Source organism: Vibrio sp. AH4 (assembly GCF_030710545.1).
Lineage (GTDB): Bacteria > Pseudomonadota > Gammaproteobacteria > Enterobacterales > Vibrionaceae > Vibrio > Vibrio metoecus.
The window spans coordinates 1,334,905-1,352,869 of record NZ_JALAIV010000001.1; the positions used below are offsets into that span (position 1 = coordinate 1,334,905).

The window sequence follows — 17,965 nt, forward strand, 5'->3', positions numbered from 1 at the left end:
GCTTGGCACGCCTAACTGACGTTTAAATTCCGTCACGCTCAATCGGGCAACTCATACAACGTGCGCCACCACGGCCACGCCCTAACTCATTGCCGGGAATGGTCAGTACCTTAATGCCTGCTTTATCGTACTTCTCATTGGTATAGACGTTACGTTCGTAGCCAATCACCACGCCCGGTTTGACGGTCAGGACATTGTTGGCATCATTCCATTGTTCGCGTTCCGCTTCATAGCTGTTGCCGCCCGTAGTAATGATTTTGAGATAATCCAGCCCCAGCGCCGATTCAATCGCGTGGATATAGCTGGGTACTTGCTCCACGCGCATTTCACTGCCATCGCCTTTGGGGGTGAGTCGCCAAGTCGCGAGATCTTTGCGCATTACTTCGGGATAGACGGAGAAGGTATCGACATCCATATGGGTCATCACCGTATCCAAATGCATGCAGGATCGATGTTTTGGCAGGCTGACCGCAATCACTTCGCGAGCTTCACCATGTTTGAACAAGGCGGCCGCTAAATTTTCTACGCCTTGGGGAGAGGTGCGTTCAGACATTCCAATCAATACCGCGCCTTTACCAATCACCAGCACATCGCCACCTTCAATGTTGGCATTGTCGTAGTGCAGATCATCCAGACCAAAATAGTGAATAAAGGGCTGCTGAGCAAAAGTCGGGTGCCAGCGGTAAATGGCCCGCAAATGGTTGGTTTCGCGCTGACGAGCGGCTTTCATCATCGGATTGAGTGACACGCCCCCATACACCCAGCAGGAGGTATCGCGAGTGAATAGGTGATTGGGCAGTGGCTCAATCACAAAATCGAGGGGCTGACGCATTTTCGGCAGCATAGAATCGGATTCTATTTGTAGCTCAGAATAAGCCAATCCGCCCAATAACACGGTGGCTAAGTGGTGATCGTCCAATGCGTTCAAATAATGGCGTAGATCGTGGGCAAAGGTCGGGCCGTAGCGAAAATCCCCAATTTGCGTTTCCAGTAGCCATTGTCTGGCTTCGGGAATGGCGAGCGTCTCTTCGAGTAAATCATGCAGCAGTAACACTTCCACATCTTGAGTGCGCAAGGTATTGGCAAAGGCATCGTGCTCAACGCCTGCCGCTTCCACGGCTAGAACATCATCAAACAAAAGCTCATGGCAGTTTGAAGGCGTTAAATGAGTCAACGCTCGCTCGGGACGATTTAACAGTACACGGCGCAGTTGCCCCACTTCAGATCCTACGTACAAACGGTTCATTGAGCTTCCTCTCTCTTCCTTTCACATGCGGCAGCAGGCTTAGCTTACGCTCACGTTGTCGTTTCTAGGCAGCATCCCGCTTACCTGTAACCCCAAGCCGCTGGATATAGTTATGAACAGCTTTTTATTAAGTTGCAAGTCGACCATTTGTTATAAAAGGCTGTATATAATAAATTTACGATATATTTTATCGTTATTGGTTGGCTTTATAATTTTGTATTCTGATTTTGCGAGTTGGGAGGATGCTCCCTTAAATTGCTTAGCTATGCGCAGCATAACTGGGTGCTTTTATGCGTTATAAGTTTAAATTTTAACTATTTATTCACAATCTATGCGTTATTGAAGTTGAGGATGAAATTTTTTCCTATTTTGGCGATTTTTTAGCTATGCATTATCGCGCCATAAACAGGCAATTTGGGGATCCGTTTTCACAGGCTTATTGAACACAGATTATGCTGAATTGGTGAGTTGCTAAAAAAATGTTAAAAATAAGGTGTAAGGGATGGATCTGAAGCCAAGCGAAAGATCTTCTCAGATCGTTTTGTGGCTAGAAATTCCTTTCAATCCATGCGATAGTGCGCCGCACAAATTTCCGATCCTATTGACTATCTGGAGCACATTATGTCTCACCAAGATGATTATCTATCTGTAGAAGAATTAATCGAGATCCAAAAGGAAGAGACTCGCGACATCATTCAAGCCCTGCTCGAAGATGGCAGTGATCCAGATGCCTTGTATGAGATCGAGCACCATCTGTTTGCAGAAGAATTCGAAAAGCTGGAAAAAGCTGCAGTAGAAGCATTCAAAATGGGCTTTGAAGTGCTTGAAGCTGAAGAAACCGAAGATGAAGATGGTAATAAGCTGCTGTGCTTTGATGCCACCATGCAATCGGCTTTGGATGCCAAACTGATTGATGAACAAGTAGAAAAACTGGTCAATCTGGCCGAAAAATTCGACATCATCTACGATGGTTGGGGTACTTACTACGAAGGCGAAGATGCCTTGTACCCTGACGAAGATGAGGATGAAGACGACGATCAGTAATTCTTGAGTCGATGATACCAGCCGCAGGGCTGGTATTTTTTTGCCTATATGAATGGATTGTAAGCCGTAGCTGCTGTGTTACATCAACGCTGCAATCGCGTTCACTTCAGGTATAATGCGCGCAAACCAACAGGAATTGGAACGCTATGCAGCTCTCACTCGCCGGTCTTTGGCAGCTTTCACCGCTGACGGATCTCTCTATCCCCCAAGATGACATTACTTTTCCAGCACCATTAAGTGCGGTGTTACCCAAAACACTGAGTGAAGCGGAAATCGCTGAGCAAGAGTGGCATTTAATGCATGATATTGAAGTGGATGAAGACCTGCTGAGCTTTGCGGCGATTGATTTGGTGTTGGAAGGCATTGATTACCATGCCGAAGTACGCCTGAATGGGGGCGCGTTGTTTGACTGTGATGGCTCACAAGCGATTTATCGTAAAGACATCCGCCCCTTGTTAAAACCAGGGCGTAACCGATTTGAAATTTTGTTTTTGGAAGCGGATGAGGATTGGTTGCTGGATGAAGAGGCAACTGAGCTCTGTTTTTTAGGCCAGCAAGATACGCCCAATTATGATCAGCGAATCGGGGTCTGGAAAGCGCCTTACCTGCAATGCATTCGCCATCTGCGCCTGAACCATGTTTCAACCGAGCAAGTTTGGCACCACAGTGGCTGTGAGTTGTTGGTAAACCTGTTTTTCACCACTTATTCTCCGGGACTGGTTTCTGCTGCGGTGAAATTTGATGGTCGGACGTATCAAGTGCCGATTGACGTGCGCAGTGATCACGCCAGCGTGCTGTTTCAAGTTGATGCACCTAAAATTTATGATGTACGCCGCCCACGAGCGGAGGATCTCTATATCATCACCGTGCAATTAGATGGGCAAATTAAGCGTTTCCAACTCGGTTTGAGTGAAGCACACTGCGTTAGCCATTTTCCTCTGTAGTTTCCTGCGTATCGAAATGCAAAACGCCTTCATTAAGAAGGCGTTTCAATCAATATTTTCATACATTAGTGAGCACAACCGAAATGGCTTGAGTGCTTGCTTTGCCATATTTTCTCATGGAAGTAGTAGGCACAGGTATTGATGCTCGGTTCGATCATCGCCATCACTCCCCCCACGAACCAACTGCCCGTCAGCAGGTAAGCCACACTAAACGCTACGCTAAAGTGGATGGTCGCGAAGCTAGCGGTTTTGATTCGGGTATCGCCTGCAAAGCGGCGCAATGTTGATGAGTTGGCCCATGCTTTTTCATGGAAGTAAAACGCAACGGTATTCACCATCGGTTCGAGCATCGCAATCAGGCTGCCGAGAAGAACATCACCTGTCAGGACATACGCTACCGTAAATGCGATGGTAAAGTGTATTGCTGCAAAACTTAATGTCTTTTTCATGATTCAGTCCACCTGATCTTGTTTGATGGAATCATTATTGATAATAATTCTCAATTCATCAAGTGGGAAAAACCAATCAATGCGATAGGAATTAGTGAATAAAAAAGGCGCTATGAAGCGCCTTTATAGAGATATGACATTAAGCATTGTGGGTAATTAGCCTTGAGGCTTCACAACCAAAACATTGATCGGAGAGTTTTCTACCACTTTGCTCGCCACAGAGCCGAGCATGACTTTATCAATGCGCGAGCGTTTGTGGCTTGGCATGACGATAAGATCGGCGCCTAAACGCTCGGCGTAATCAAGAATCGTGGTGTAAGGTTTGCCTTCAGCAATGTGCAGCTTGTAAACAATCTCTTCATCAATATGTTGATCGGCAAATGCTTTAAGCTGAGCTCGCACATCGTTTTTCATTTGTGCTGCAGCATCTTTCGGAAAATAGGTCGCTACCATGGACATGTGAATACCTGGCAACACGTTCAGCAAGTGAATTTCGGCGTTGGAATGTTTGGCATGCCAGACAGCAAGCTGGACCGCTTTGTCAGCAAAGCCTTGTTCATTCAAATCAACCGGAACAAGAATATGTTTATACATGACGCTCTCTAGGGTTATGCCCATCTTCTCACTATGAGTCTTGAAGATGGGTTGGCGATGATTCATTGACGCGTTAAGTATATGCCTGAACGATGTCAGGCATATTGACGCAGCACCTTGTTATGCCTTTTTTATCCGTCTTTTTTGGTTCCAAGCCAGTAGCAGAGTGAGCAAAATCGCCGGTAGGAATACCCACTCTTTCATTGGTCGATCGCTATCGACCACCACCGAGCGAATTTCCCAATCAAAGTCGATACCTGCCGCTTCGGCTGGGCTACCGAATTCCACCATTTCGACCAACATGCGGTTTTTCTCATTGAGCAGGGTTAAGCCCATAGACGCGATTCGCGCTTGAGCACCGACAGCGCGGTCTTCAAACGGTAACTGTACGGTTTTGGAGGTGTATTCGCCTTTAAGGTTCTCACCAGCCACAATCATTTGGATCGGTTGGCCTACAGGCGTTTGCTCCACAATCTGCTCTAACTTGGTACCGGCATACATCACTTGAGCTGGGTAGACCATGTCCCACCAAAAACCAGGGCGGAAGAAGGTAAAGGTTAGCACCAGTAGCGCGATGATTTCCCACCATTTGGTTTTGGTTAGCCACCATCCCTGTGTCGCTGCGGAAAACAGCAACATGGCGGTAATCGAGGAGAGAATGGTGAGCATTAAGTGCCACCAAGTATCGATTCCCATCAACAAGAGCTGGGTGTTAAACACAAACATGAATGGCAGGATTGCCGTCCGTATGTCGTAAGCAAAGCCCTGAATACCGGTGCGAATGGGATCGGATTTGGCGATGGCCGCGGCCGCAAAAGCGGCGAGACCCACTGGTGGCGTATCATCAGCCAAAATACCGAAGTAGAACACGAACAGATGCACCGCGATGAGAGGGATGATCAAGCCATGTTCAGCACCTAAAGTCACGATGACTGGTGCCATCAAGGTGGAAACTACAATGTAGTTGGCGGTCGTCGGTAAACCCATACCGAGGATCAAGCTGATCACCGCAGTAAAAATCAGCATCATGATGACGCTGCCGCCGGAGATAAACTCGACAAAGTCAGTCATCACCAGACCGATTCCTGTGAGAGTTACCACGCCCACAACCGTACCTGCCGCAGCGGTTGCCACCCCGATGCCGATCATGTTACGTGCGCCAGAAACCAAGCTTTCAAAAAGATCCGTTATCCCTTGTTTGGTGGCATCACTGAGTGAACCCGTACGGTTAAATAAAGCCATTAGTGGGCGTTGGGTGAGCAGAATGAACACCATAAAGAGCGTTGCCCAAAATGCAGAGAGCCCAGGAGAGAAGCGCTCAACCGTTAAACACCACACCAAAACCACAATCGGCAGTAAATAATGCAAGCCGGATTTCAGCGTGGGAGCGACATCAGGGACGAATTGTAAATCGTCATCAATTCCTAATCCGTCTTTCGCATACGGCGCGGAAATTTTTACAAGCCCAACGTAAGCCACTAACAAGATAGCCGTCAGTAGCGGTGTCGCCGCTGCGCCAAAGGCTTCTTTGGTCCAGCCGACACCGTAATAAACCAGTGCGCTGATCACGCATAAGCCAAGTATTGTGGCGGTAAAAGAGAGGAGCTTTTGAGCGAGTGTCGATTGGTTACGACGGGGAAGACCACTCATCCCAGCTTTACAAGCTTCAAGGTGCACAATGTAGATCAAAGCGATATAGGAAATCAGCGCCGGCAGAATGGCCGCTTTGATGACTTCGACATAGGAAATGCCGACATATTCCACCATCAAGAACGCGGCTGCGCCCATAATCGGCGGAGTCAGCTGACCGTTGGTGGAAGCGGCTACTTCTACGGCTCCGGCTTTGGTGCCTGGGAAACCAACCCGTTTCATGAGTGGAATAGTAAAGGTACCGGTGGTGACAACGTTGGCAATCGAAGATCCGGATACCAACCCTGAAAGGCCAGACGCCACCACCGCCGCTTTGGCAGGACCCCCACGCATGTGTCCAAGCATCGAGAACGCAACTTTAATGAAGTAAGCTCCGGCTCCTGCACGTTCTAACATCGCACCAAAAAGCACAAATAGGAAAACAAACGAGGTTGATACCCCAAGTGCAACCCCAAACACCCCTTCAGTGGTGAGCCATAGATGCGACATGGCTTTGTTCAGGCTTGCCCCTTTATGGGCAATCACATCAGGCATGTATGGGCCAGCAAAGGTGTAAAGTAAAAATAAAGCGGCCACCATCATCAGCGGTGGACCTAATGCGCGGCGTGTGGCTTCCAAAAGTAGAACCATCCCCATGACGGACATGATCACATCCATTTGGGTAGGGGCTCCTGAACGGCTAGCGAGCTCTGCATAAAACAGGTAGATGTAAGCTGCCGCAAAGCTGCCAGCTAGGGCTAAAACCCAATCCATTAAGGGAATGCGATCGCGCGGTGAGCCTTTCATTGCAGGGTAAGCCGTAAAAGCGAGGAAAACGGCGAAAGATAAGTGAATCGAGCGTGCTTGCGTGTCGTTCAGTACGCCAAAATCGAAAATAAAGGGTAGCGGCGAGGCGTACCAAAGCTGGAACAGTGACCAACAGAGCGGCACGAACCAAAGTATACGTCCCGGAAGACCTTTCGGGTTTCTGGCTCCGGTATCCGCCTGTGCCACCATCTCTTGCACATCGGGCGACGGTGTTGTTGTCTGCGTCATGTACCTTATCCTTATTATTGATGTTCCATAGACTTATCATCGGTACGGAGAGTGTTGTACCTGAAAATAGCATCACCAAAAGAGCACGTGATACTAATGAGGAGGCGATAGCCTCCTCTTGTGTTTTACTGTGTGAGATGATTTTTAAACAAAAACTTACTTCATCAAACCCACTTCTTTGTAGTACTTCACAGCACCAGGGTGGAGAGGGATTGAGTTACCTGCCGTGACCATGTCCTCTTTTTTCAGGTTGGCAAATGCAGGATGAAGACGCGTGAAAGTATCAAAGTTTTCAAAGACTGCTTTGGTGACGTTGTATACCACCGCTTCAGAGACATCTTCAGAAGTCACTAGCGTTGCGGCCACCCCGAAGCTTTTCACATCTTGGTCGGTACCGCTGTACATGCCTGCAGGTACGACGCTGTAAGCATAGTAAGGGTTGTTGGCTACAATTTTTTCGATCTCAGGGCCAGTCGCGGGAACCAGTTTGGCCGCGCAAGAAGTCGTTGCTTCTTTGATCGCTCCATTTGGATGACCCACCATGTAGATGAAGGCGTCAATCTTGTTGTCACACAGAGCTTGAGAACGCTCAGAACCTTTGAGCTCCGACGCTAGCTTGAAGCTGTCGTTGGTCCAACCGAAGGCATCCATTACCACTTGCATGGTCGCACGATCACCAGAACCTGGGTTGCCGATGTTCACGCGCTTACCTGCAAGGTCTTTCACATTTTCAATACCTGAATCTGCACGCGCGATTATGTTGAATGGCTCGGTGTGGAGTGAGAACACCGCACGCAGCTTTTTGTATGGGCCTTGCTCTGCAAATTCGCTGGTACCGTTATAACCGTGGTATTGCCAATCTGACTGTACGATCCCAAAGTCCAATTCACCAGAACGAATGGTGTTGACGTTGTAGATAGAGCCGCCAGTGGATTCAACTGAACAGCGAATATTGTGATCTTTACGGTCTTTGTTTACCAACTTACAGATAGCGCCGCCCGTTGGATAATAAACACCCGTCACCGAGCCGGTACCGATCGTAATGAAATCTTGTGCGCTGGCGATACCTGAGCCGATAACAGCGGCTGCAATAGCACCCATTTTGATTATTTTAGGTAATGACATGAATTTCCCTTCCTTCATTGTAATGTGTCCCAAAGCGTCAGCGTGGCTTCGAGCTTTCCTGCCTGAGAAACGTTGCTTTATGCGTCAAAAAGAATGATAAAGCGGTGGAATCATACCAAAAAACCAACAGATAATTACACAACTGTTAAAATTTATAGTGTGATTGACTCATTTATTAAACAGCAAGATGTTGAGTATCCTATAAACATTGTTGTTTAATTTCAAATGGTTAGTTTTTTATTAGGCGCAGGGATGATGTGTCTAAGATGTGAGTTTGGTCACGTGAATGATACGTGACCAAAAAATATTCAATAGATAAATGGGTTAGCCTGCGTATTCAAACAATTCGCAGACGGAGTGGAACAACTCTTTGACTGGTACATCGAGTGTTGGTGTGATGAAAATCGTATCATCGCCAGCGACTACACCTAGAATCCCTTCTGATTTACCCAACGAATCTAGCAAGCGCGCAATCAACTGTGCAGCACCAGGGCCAGTACGAATAACAACTAACGCGTTGTTGTAGTCCACATCGAGTACCAACTCACGTAGTGAACTGCTGGCGGTTGGAACGCCTAACTCGGCAGGCAAGCAGTAAACCATCTCCATTTTGGCGTTACGGGTGCGTACCGCGCCGAACTTAGTCAGCATACGCGATACTTTAGATTGGTTAATGTTGTCAAAACCTTCATTTTTCAGGGCTTCAACGATATCGCCTTGTGAACCAAAGCGCTCTTCTTTCAGCAAAGCTTTAAAAGCTCGGACGAGGTTGTCTTGTTTATCTACGTTACGCATTGTTCTTCTTACTTTGGTTAATTGATCAATTTGTGCATATTCTCGCATACCTATGCATGACACACCAAACGACTCGCTAAATTTGTCTTAACTGTCACTGTAAATGTTTTTGATATCAGGTTAGATCGCTTTATAACTCTTTGTCTAAATTGAACATTGACCGATAATCGTCTTCTATTCTGTAACGCTTAATTCGCAGTATTGCGCAAAGTCGCAAAGCTGACGTTAATTGATTGTAATCAGATTGTGATTACTATAGCGTTTGACGGTCGGATACACCTAATCACCCTACAAACTTATAAGAGATTACTCTCAAGGAGATTTACGATGAAAGTCGCTGTTATTGGTGCCGCTGGCGGCATTGGTCAAGCCCTTGCTCTGTTACTCAAAAATCGTCTTCCTGCTGGTTCTGATCTAGCTCTGTATGATATCGCACCGGTCACTCCAGGTGTGGCAGCAGATCTGAGTCATATCCCAACGCCAGTCTCTATCAAAGGTTATGCGGGGGAAGACCCAACGCCTGCACTGGAAGGGGCGGATGTAGTGCTAGTTTCTGCAGGTGTTGCGCGTAAACCGGGTATGGATCGTGCTGATCTGTTCAATGTGAACGCCGGTATTGTCAAAGCATTAGCAGAAAAAATCGCCGTGGTGTGTCCAAAAGCGTGTGTCGGCATCATTACTAACCCAGTTAACACCACTGTGCCAATCGCAGCGGAAGTGCTGAAGAAAGCCGGTGTATATGACAAGCGTAAACTGTTTGGTATTACTACTCTGGATGTGATCCGCTCTGAAACCTTCGTTGCGGCGCTGAAAAATAAAGATCCAGGCCAAGTTCGTGTACCTGTGATTGGCGGCCACTCCGGTGTCACCATTCTGCCTCTGCTATCACAAGTGGAAGGTGTGAGCTTTACCGATGAAGAAGTCGCAGCGTTGACTAAACGTATCCAAAATGCGGGTACTGAAGTGGTTGAAGCTAAGGCGGGTGGCGGTTCTGCCACGTTGTCTATGGGACAAGCGGCATGTCGTTTTGGCTTAGCACTGGTGAAAGCAATGCAAGGCGAAGCGAATGTGGTTGAGTACGCTTATGTAGAAGGTGAGGGTGAACACGCTCCATTCTTTGCTCAACCGATCAAGCTAGGTAAAAACGGTGTTGAAGAGCTACTGGAGATCGGCAAGCTGAGTGCTTATGAGCAAGCGGCTCTGGATGGCATGTTAGATACCCTGAAAGGCGACATTCAAATCGGTGTTGAGTTTGTAAAATAAGTCGACACTCTCCGTTCGAATATTTAAGAATACCGCTCGAATGAGCGGTATTTTTTTATCTGGTATTTCTGATAGTGATTAAATTAAATATTTGATTTGACAGTATTAAATGTTGCCCTGTGTTTTACCACTAGTGAATTCTTATGTTACTTATCTAATTATCATTTCATATCACTGCTTTTCGTGTAAGATGCGCTGTTTTTTCTATTCTTCAACTCATACGTTGTGAGTTGACTGGTTGCCCTTCGGCCATAGCAAACGGATTGTCTTCTGTTTGTTATCGTTTTTTGGAAGGGGAAGATGGCTTTTACTTCTGTTATTGGTGATTGAAAAATAATGGATAAAAAACTGGGTCTAGGCTCTCTCACTGCGTTAGTGATTGGTTCCATGATTGGCGCGGGCGTGTTTAGCTTGCCACAAAATATGGCGGCAGTCGCCAGTCCACTGGCGGTGATGATCGGTTGGTCGATCACTGGGATCGGCATGATCTTTCTGGCGCTCTCTTTTCAATATTTGGCCGTCAATAAACCCCATGTCAACAGTGGTGTATTTGGCTTCGCTCGCGAAGGTTTTGGTGATTTTGCAGGTTTTTGCTCCGCGTGGGGCTATTGGTTTAGCGCGATGGTCGCTAACGTCTCTTATCTGGTGATCGTATTTAGTACCTTGGGGCTGCTGTTTGATACTCCAGATAAAATCATCTTTGGCTCTGGTAATACTTGGTGGTCAATTGGTGGTGCTTCATGCTTGCTGTGGGGAGTACACCGTTTAGTATCAAGAGGGGTACAAACTGCTGCTCTGATCAATCTCATCACCACCATGACCAAAATGGTGCCTTTACTGCTTTTTATTCTCTGTGCAATTACCGCATTCCATTGGCCGACATTTCGTTTAGATTTCTCCGGAATGCACCATATTTCAGGTGCTAATCTGTTGGGGCAAGTTAAAGCCACTATGCTGATCACGGTTTGGGTATTTGTCGGCATTGAAGGTGCAGTCGTGGTATCGAGTCGAGCTCGTCAGCGTAAGGATATTGGCCGAGCTACCATTCTTGGCCTGCTTACCGCACTCTCGATTTATGTCTTAGTGACGTTATTGTCGATGGGGGTAATTCAGGTTAATGAGCTAGCGCAATATCCGAATCCTTCAATGGCACAAGTGCTGACCGCGATTATCGGCCCATGGGGTAAGTACATCATCGCAGTTGGGCTTTTGATCTCGGTTTGCGGCGCGTTTCTGAGTTGGACCGTTTTGGCTTCCGAAGCCCCTTTCCTTGCAGCAAAAGATAAGGTCTTTCCTCATCGTTTCGCGAAACAGAACCCCGCAGGGAGCCCTGTGAATGCATTGTTTTTAACGACCTTGTGTATCCAAGTTTCCTTGATTCTCGTACGCTACACCGCGAGCACTTACGATACCTTGCTGGTTTTTGCTTCCGAAATGATTTTGGTACCCTATTTTCTGGTGGGGGCATTTACGCTCAAGCTGGCTATTGAGCAGCAAGACCGAGGTAAACTTCTGTTGATTGGCTTAGGAGCAACGGTTTACGGTGTGTGGTTGCTCTACGCATCAGGTTTACATTATTTAATGTTATCAACACTCTTATACGTGCCTGGTTTTGCGTTTTATTTGAAAGCGAAGCGTGAACAAGGTGCCAAAGCATTCTGTGGCCGAGAACGGGTTGGTGCTTGTACATTATTACTGTTTGCGTTGGGAGCAGCAGGTATGCTGTGGCAAGGTGCTTGGTAAAGGCGTTGATGTGATCATTGATGTCGTTTGAACAACGGATAAAAGAACCCCCTCAAGCTCGTGGAGCTGAGGGGGTTTTTAGTAACCAAACATAATCCATTTTTGAGTGAGTTGCTGTTGCTATCCCACCGAATTTTCAGACTATTTATTTACTGCGATTGACCGACATATGAGCGAGCGTGATCAACGCTTGTTTGTAGTCGCTTTCTGGCAGAATGGCTAACTCAGCAATGGCTTTATCTGCTTCACGCTGTGCTTTCTCGATCGTGTATTGCAGAGAGCCTGTTTGCTCCATTGCTACGAGAATCTCATTGAGGCGAGACATGCCATTGGCCTTCTCAATCGCTTCACGAATCATCGAAGCTTGTTCGGAATTTCCGTGCTGCATCGCATAAAGCAATGGCAGAGTAGGCTTACCTTCCGCCAGATCATCGCCGACGTTTTTACCCATTTCTTCGCCGTCTGAAGTGTAGTCCATCACATCATCAATCAGCTGGAATGCAGTGCCGAGGTACTTGCCATAGTTTTGCATCGCTAACTCAACTTCCGGCGAGGCGTCACACAAGATTGCACCGATCTGGGTGGCGGCTTCAAACAGACGTGCAGTTTTCGAATAAATCACCTGCATGTAACTAGCTTCGGTAGTATCAGGATCGTTGCAGTTCATCAATTGTTGCACTTCACCTTCGGCGATCACGTTTACCGCATCACTCATCAGTTTCAGGATCTTCATCGATCCTAATTCTGTCATCATTTGAAATGAGCGAGTGTAGATAAAGTCACCAACTAATACGCTAGCGGCATTACCAAAAGCAGCATTGGCCGTTGCTTTACCTCGGCGCAAATCCGATTCATCGACCACATCATCGTGCAACAAGGTTGCCGTATGAATGAATTCAATGAAAGCGGCGGCTGTCGTGTGATGTGACCCCTGATAACCGAGCGCTTTGGCTGATAAAACAGCCAGCAATGGGCGTAAACGCTTCCCACCACCACTGATGATATAAAAACCAAGTTGGTTGATTAGGGAAACGTCAGAATTGAGTTGAGCGTGAATCGTTTCGTTCACTTTTGCCATGTCATTGGCAGTAAGCGCTTGGATAGCTTTAAAATCCATCGTAAATCCGGCTGAAATAAGAGCGTGTAAGGCATTTAGTCTTCTGGAATTGCTGCATAATACACTAAAAATCATTGATTAATACATGGCTTAAAGGCATGATTGCGGCACTTTTGTTTGGCGATTAGCTTTTCGCCATTTTTTTCAAAATATGGCTTGTCATAGGCACATCATTCACGTAGAATCTGCGCCCTATTGATGATTAGTTTAGCGCACACCCTTATCGCATAAAATATAAGCATAGGCTGTGCGGAAAGAGCGGAGTAAAATATGTACGCTGTTTTCCAATCTGGTGGTAAACAACACCGTGTAAGCGAAGGTCAAACTCTTCGTTTAGAGAAATTAGACGTTGAAACTGGTGCAACTGTAGAATTTGATAAAGTTCTACTGGTTGCTAACGGTGAAGACATTAAAGTAGGTGCTCCTCTTGTTGAGGGCGGTAAAGTAGTTGCTGAAGTGGTACAACACGGTCGTGGCGATAAAGTAAAAATCGTTAAGTTCCGTCGTCGTAAGCACTCTCGTAAGCAACAAGGTCACCGTCAGTGGTTCACAGAAGTGAAAATCACTGGTATCAACGCTTAAGTTATTAGGAGAGTTCAACAATGGCACACAAAAAAGCTGGTGGTTCTACTCGTAACGGCCGCGATTCAGAAAGCAAACGTCTAGGTGTTAAGCGTTTCGGTGGTGAATCTGTACTTGCAGGTAACATCATTGTTCGTCAACGTGGTACTAAGTTCCACGCTGGTACTAACGTAGGCATCGGTAAAGACCACACTCTATTCGCTCTATCTGATGGTAAAGTGAAGTTCGAGACTAAAGGTCCTAAGAACCGTAAATTCGTTAGCATCGAAACTGCTGAATAAGCAAAGTTTCTTGATGAATTCAAAAGCCCTGCCGTTTGGTGGGGTTTTTTATTTATCGAAAGTGTGGTCGACCCTAGACCCTAGACCCTAGACCCTAGACCCTAGACCTGAATGTAGCCTGATCCAAGCAGGCGATTGTTTTCTGGGATCTACGTTCTCAGGTTTACTAGACTGATTAAGATTTCCCACGAGATTGAGTGGAGGAAAAATGAAATTCGTAGATGAAGCGGTAATTAAAGTTCAAGCTGGTGATGGTGGCAACGGTGTTGTCAGCTTCTGGCGTGAAAAATTCATTACCAATGGCGGCCCTGATGGCGGCGATGGCGGTGATGGCGGCGATGTGTATATGGTCGCCGATGAAAACCTTAACACCTTGATTGACTATCGTTTCCAGCGTTTTTATGAAGCTGAACGTGGTAAAAATGGTGGTGGCGGTAACTGTACCGGTAAAAGCGGTAAAGACAAAGAACTGCGCGTACCGGTAGGTACCCGTGCTGTCGATATTCACACTAATGAAATCATTGGTGAAGTCGCAGAGCACGGTAAGAAGATTATGATCGCTAAGGGCGGTTGGCATGGCTTGGGTAACGCTCGCTTTAAATCTTCGGTCAACCGTTCACCACGCCAAAAAACCATGGGTACTAAAGGTGAGTTGCGTGATATCCGTTTAGAGCTGCTATTGCTAGCTGATGTCGGCATGCTAGGTATGCCAAATGCGGGTAAATCAACCTTTATTCGCGCCGTTTCTGCGGCTAAGCCGAAAGTCGCGGACTATCCGTTTACGACTCTTGTACCAAGCCTTGGTGTCGTGAGCGTGTTGCCTGAGAAAAGCTTTGTGGTCGCTGATATCCCAGGTTTGATTGAGGGTGCTGCGGAAGGGGCTGGTTTAGGAATTCGTTTCTTAAAACACCTTGAACGCTGTCGCGTGCTGCTACACGTGATTGATATTTTGCCCGCGGATCAAAGCGATCCTGCGCAGAATGCTTTGACTATCATTGATGAGCTTGAGCAGTACAGTGAAAAGCTGGCGAAAAAACCACGTTGGTTGGTGTTCAACAAAGTTGATCTGATGTCAGAAGAAGAAGCGGACGAGATCATTCAAGACATTGTTGATGCACTCGCATGGGAAGGCGACTACTTCAAAATTTCTGCTGCAAATCGTCAAGGTACCAAAGAACTGTGCATGAAGTTGGCAGAGTTTATGGATACTCTACCGCGCGAAGCGGAAGAGCAGACGGAAGCGGAAAAAGTCAACTTCACATGGGATTATAACCATAAAGATGGCTTGGCCGGTCAAGAAGTGATCACGGAAGATGATGACGATTGGGATGACTGGGACGACGAAGAAGATGACGGTCACGTTATCTATGTCCGTGACTAATCAACTTACAGATAATGCCGCAACTTTGTTGCGGCTTTTTTGTGTCTAAATCATATTCCTGCTGTGTGGTTTAAGGCACACTAAGTGTCACTGTTCGGTATTATTTATCTTAGGCTTTTAGGAAAGGAATCATGGAAAGCAAACAGAGAGCCGTTTCTCGTTTGATCGCCCAGGCAGGGCAGATGTTATTAGCGCATGGTGCTGAAAGTACGCTAGTGGGGGATATGATGCGCCGTATGGGGCTTGCCAGTGGTATGAGTGAGGTTGAAGTTTCTCTCTCGGCAAGTTCTTTAGTTGTTACAACGGTTTATAAAGAACATTGCATCACTACCGCGAGACGCAGCCCTGATCGTGGGATCAATATGCGGGTGGTTACTCAGATCCAGCGTATCTGCATTATGATGGAGAAAGGCATTCTCGATCACAGCTTAGCGCAAAAAAAGCTCAATCAAATCAGTCCTGAACGCTACAATCGTTGGTTGGTCGTGAGTATGATTGGCCTCTCCTGCGCCGCTTTTAGTCGCTTAGCTGGAGGGGATTGGATGGTGTTTTTGATCACTTTGATCGCCTCGTCGGTGGGCATGATCGTGCGTCAAGAAATCGGTCATCGTCAGTTCAACCCGCTGATCAACTTTGCCGCCACGGCTTTTGTCACTTCGGTCATTTCAGCTCAAGCGGTGATTTATCATCTCGGCAATAAACCCACGATAGTCATGGCTTCATCGGTACTGATGCTAGTCCCTGGTTTTCCTTTAATTAATGCGGTTGCTGATATGCTCAAAGGGTATATCAATATGGGTATTGCCCGTTTTGTGATGGCGAGTTTGCTGACCTTGGCTACGGCTCTCGGCATTGTTGCGGCAATGAGCGTGACTGGGATTTGGGGGTGGTAATGTTAAGTTGGGATCTATTTTTGGGGCTACTCAACGACATGTTTTTTGCCGCAATTCCGGCGGTTGGGTTTGCTTTGGTATTTAATGTGCCAGCTCCTGCATTGAAGTATTGTGCGCTTGGTGGCGCGCTTGGTCATGGCTCGCGTTATTTAATGATGCAATTTGGCGTACCGATCGAATGGGCGACCTTTTTCGCCGCAACATTAGTGGGTATGGTTGGGGTGTATTGGTCACGTCGCTTTTTGGCGCATCCTAAAGTGTTTACGGTCGCAGCGCTCATTCCTATGGTCCCCGGTGTTTTCGCGTTTAAGGCGATGATTGCTCTAGTGGAGATCAATCATCTTGGCTTTTCACCGGAGCTATTAGAAGCGCTCATGGAGAATTTCCTCAAGGCGATGTTTATCATTGCGGGTTTAGCCGTTGGTTTAGCGGTTCCAGGGCTGTTATTCTACCGTCGTAAGCCGATTATTTAGGGTAAGAGACAAATGATGATCAGTATGATTGCCGCGATGGCAGACAACCGCATTATTGGTAAAGATAACCAGATGCCTTGGCATTTGCCTGCCGACTTCGCATGGTTTAAACGCTGCACATTAGGCAAACCTGTGATTATGGGACGTAAAACCTACCAATCGATTGGGCGACCTTTACCGGGGCGACACAATATTGTAATTTCTCGTGATGAAAATCTGCAGATTGATGGGGTTGATGTGGTGACTTCGATCGACGCGGCGCTAGCGAAAGCCGGAGCTGTGGATGAGGTTATGATTATTGGTGGCGGAAGTTTGTATGCAGCTTGCTTACCCATCGCTAACAAGCTGTATATCACGGAGATCAGGGCCAACCTTGATGGTGACACCCAGTTTCCTGCGTGGGGAAGTGAGTGGCAGGAGGGGGCTCGCGAGCATTATCCTGCGGATGAAAAAAATGCGTACGCAATGGATTTTGTGATTTTTGAACGCCAATAGCCAAAGATAACATCGCCAACACCCGTATTAACGGGTGTTTTCTTTTTCAGTTTGAAGCGCGGTTTGTACAAAGTAGTGCTTATCTTCCCAACGTAGCATGGTGAGTGTTCCGCCCCAAACACAGCCGGTATCGAGCCCAATCACCTCATCGCTGGAATAACCCTCCAACGCTGCCCAATGACCAAAAATCACTGCTTTTTCGAGAGAGATTCGTTGCGGTAATTGGAACCAAGGCAATAGGCTACCATCGGTCACTTCTTTAGGTGGGAGCTTGCACTTCATATCTAAACGACCATCTGGAAAGCAAAAGCGCATGCGGGTGAATGCATTAATGATATAGCGTAAGCGAGCGATCCCTTGCAGATCTGAATGCCATGCATCTGGTTCATCGCTGTACATTTGGGTAATCAGGTTCGCCCATTGTGTACTACGCAGAACTTGTTCTACTTCTTGTGCTGCTTGGCGGGCGGTAGCCAGATCCCATTGTGGTGAAATACCTGCATGACAGAGTACAAACTCTTCATGTTCGGCGAGTAATGGTTGCTGGCGTAACCAATTGAGCAATTGAGGAGCATCGGGCGCATCTAAAATCGGTTGGGTTTGATCGCGGCGTTTCGCCGGATGAGTGCCGAGTGATACCGCGAGTAAATGTAAATCATGATTGCCCAGTACCACCCGAGCCGCACCACCGAGCTGATGAGCAAAGCGCAGAGTTTCGAGCGATTTAGGACCTCTCGCCACTAAATCGCCGGCAAACCAAAGGGTATCGTGGTGAGGGTTAAATTTAATCCGGTCAAGCAGCAGCTGTAATTCATCAAAACAGCCTTGAATATCTCCAACGATATAATTAGCCAC

Annotated in this window: 18 protein-coding genes; 10 read left to right on the forward strand and 8 right to left on the reverse strand. The window is 47.0% G+C overall.

Features of this window, described 5'->3' with window-relative positions:
* Positions 1–22 precede the first annotated feature (22 nt).
* Positions 23–1,246, reverse strand: coding sequence for an arginine deiminase (gene arcA, locus MKA69_RS06315; protein ID WP_001081176.1), 1,224 nt, complete (start codon positions 1,244–1,246; stop codon positions 23–25).
* A 621-nt stretch (positions 1,247–1,867) separates the two neighbouring features.
* Between arcA and rraB the strand changes: the two genes are divergently transcribed.
* Together rraB and MKA69_RS06325 are read left to right on the forward strand one after the other, a co-directional pair.
* Entirely contained in the window at positions 1,868–2,290 is a 423-nt protein-coding gene (rraB, locus tag MKA69_RS06320) for a ribonuclease E inhibitor RraB (RefSeq protein ID WP_000019335.1), read from the forward strand.
* A 146-nt stretch (positions 2,291–2,436) separates the two neighbouring features.
* Positions 2,437–3,234 carry a hypothetical protein gene (locus tag MKA69_RS06325; protein ID WP_305847702.1) on the forward strand — a complete coding sequence of 266 codons (798 nt, stop codon included), beginning with the start codon at positions 2,437–2,439 and terminating at the stop codon, positions 3,232–3,234.
* A gap of 65 nt (positions 3,235–3,299) precedes the next feature.
* Here the strand turns inward: MKA69_RS06325 and MKA69_RS06330 are convergent, their stop codons facing one another.
* The 5 genes from MKA69_RS06330 to argR all read right to left on the reverse strand — a co-directional run bounded on the left by MKA69_RS06330 (position 3,300) and on the right by argR (position 8,882).
* On the reverse strand, positions 3,300–3,683 hold the full coding sequence (locus tag MKA69_RS06330; RefSeq protein WP_154138602.1) for a DUF2061 domain-containing protein: 384 nt from the start codon (positions 3,681–3,683) through the stop codon (positions 3,300–3,302).
* Between the two features lie 156 nt (positions 3,684–3,839).
* The gene (locus MKA69_RS06335) at positions 3,840–4,277 is read right to left on the reverse strand and encodes a universal stress protein (protein WP_000276485.1); all 438 of its coding nucleotides are present in this window, start codon (positions 4,275–4,277) and stop codon (positions 3,840–3,842) included.
* Between the two features lie 120 nt (positions 4,278–4,397).
* A complete protein-coding gene (locus MKA69_RS06340; protein WP_095468446.1) occupies positions 4,398–6,962 on the reverse strand; it encodes a TRAP transporter permease in 2,565 nt (854 codons plus the stop codon).
* A 156-nt stretch (positions 6,963–7,118) separates the two neighbouring features.
* Positions 7,119–8,087 (reverse strand): TAXI family TRAP transporter solute-binding subunit, encoded by a 969-nt coding sequence (locus tag MKA69_RS06345; RefSeq protein WP_009355179.1) that lies wholly within the window; start codon positions 8,085–8,087, stop codon positions 7,119–7,121.
* Positions 8,088–8,411: 324 nt separating this feature from the next.
* Positions 8,412–8,882, reverse strand: a complete 471-nt coding sequence (gene argR, locus MKA69_RS06350; RefSeq protein WP_001246635.1) for a transcriptional regulator ArgR — start codon at positions 8,880–8,882, stop codon at positions 8,412–8,414.
* A 327-nt stretch (positions 8,883–9,209) separates the two neighbouring features.
* Here argR and mdh point away from each other — a divergent pair, with 327 nt between their 5' ends.
* Both mdh and MKA69_RS06360 read left to right on the forward strand, forming a co-directional pair.
* Positions 9,210–10,145, forward strand: coding sequence for a malate dehydrogenase (gene mdh / locus MKA69_RS06355; protein ID WP_000861560.1), 936 nt, complete (start codon positions 9,210–9,212; stop codon positions 10,143–10,145).
* A gap of 336 nt (positions 10,146–10,481) precedes the next feature.
* The gene (locus MKA69_RS06360; protein ID WP_305847703.1) at positions 10,482–11,888 is read left to right on the forward strand and encodes a basic amino acid/polyamine antiporter; all 1,407 of its coding nucleotides are present in this window, start codon (positions 10,482–10,484) and stop codon (positions 11,886–11,888) included.
* Between the two features lie 145 nt (positions 11,889–12,033).
* Here MKA69_RS06360 and ispB read toward each other — a convergent pair whose 3' ends face one another.
* The gene (ispB, locus tag MKA69_RS06365) at positions 12,034–13,005 is read right to left on the reverse strand and encodes an octaprenyl diphosphate synthase (protein WP_055031028.1); all 972 of its coding nucleotides are present in this window, start codon (positions 13,003–13,005) and stop codon (positions 12,034–12,036) included.
* A 270-nt stretch (positions 13,006–13,275) separates the two neighbouring features.
* Here ispB and rplU point away from each other — a divergent pair, with 270 nt between their 5' ends.
* The 6 genes from rplU (at position 13,276) to folA (ending at position 17,110) form a co-directional block, all read left to right on the forward strand.
* Positions 13,276–13,587 (forward strand): 50S ribosomal protein L21, encoded by a 312-nt coding sequence (gene rplU / locus MKA69_RS06370; RefSeq protein WP_000271393.1) that lies wholly within the window; start codon positions 13,276–13,278, stop codon positions 13,585–13,587.
* 20 nt (positions 13,588–13,607) lie between these two features.
* A complete protein-coding gene (rpmA, locus tag MKA69_RS06375; protein WP_000940598.1) occupies positions 13,608–13,868 on the forward strand; it encodes a 50S ribosomal protein L27 in 261 nt (86 codons plus the stop codon).
* A 208-nt stretch (positions 13,869–14,076) separates the two neighbouring features.
* Entirely contained in the window at positions 14,077–15,249 is a 1,173-nt protein-coding gene (cgtA, locus tag MKA69_RS06380; protein ID WP_055033236.1) for an Obg family GTPase CgtA, read from the forward strand.
* 131 nt (positions 15,250–15,380) lie between these two features.
* A complete protein-coding gene (locus MKA69_RS06385; RefSeq protein WP_000444262.1) occupies positions 15,381–16,142 on the forward strand; it encodes a threonine/serine exporter ThrE family protein in 762 nt (253 codons plus the stop codon).
* Positions 16,142–16,615, forward strand: a complete 474-nt coding sequence (locus MKA69_RS06390; protein ID WP_305847704.1) for a threonine/serine exporter family protein — start codon at positions 16,142–16,144, stop codon at positions 16,613–16,615. The genes MKA69_RS06385 and MKA69_RS06390 overlap by 1 nt, the downstream gene beginning before the upstream one ends.
* A gap of 12 nt (positions 16,616–16,627) precedes the next feature.
* A complete protein-coding gene (folA, locus tag MKA69_RS06395; protein WP_055033235.1) occupies positions 16,628–17,110 on the forward strand; it encodes a type 3 dihydrofolate reductase in 483 nt (160 codons plus the stop codon).
* A gap of 27 nt (positions 17,111–17,137) precedes the next feature.
* Here folA and apaH read toward each other — a convergent pair whose 3' ends face one another.
* Positions 17,138–17,965 (reverse strand): bis(5'-nucleosyl)-tetraphosphatase (symmetrical) ApaH, encoded by an 828-nt coding sequence (gene apaH, locus MKA69_RS06400; protein ID WP_055035045.1) that lies wholly within the window; start codon positions 17,963–17,965, stop codon positions 17,138–17,140.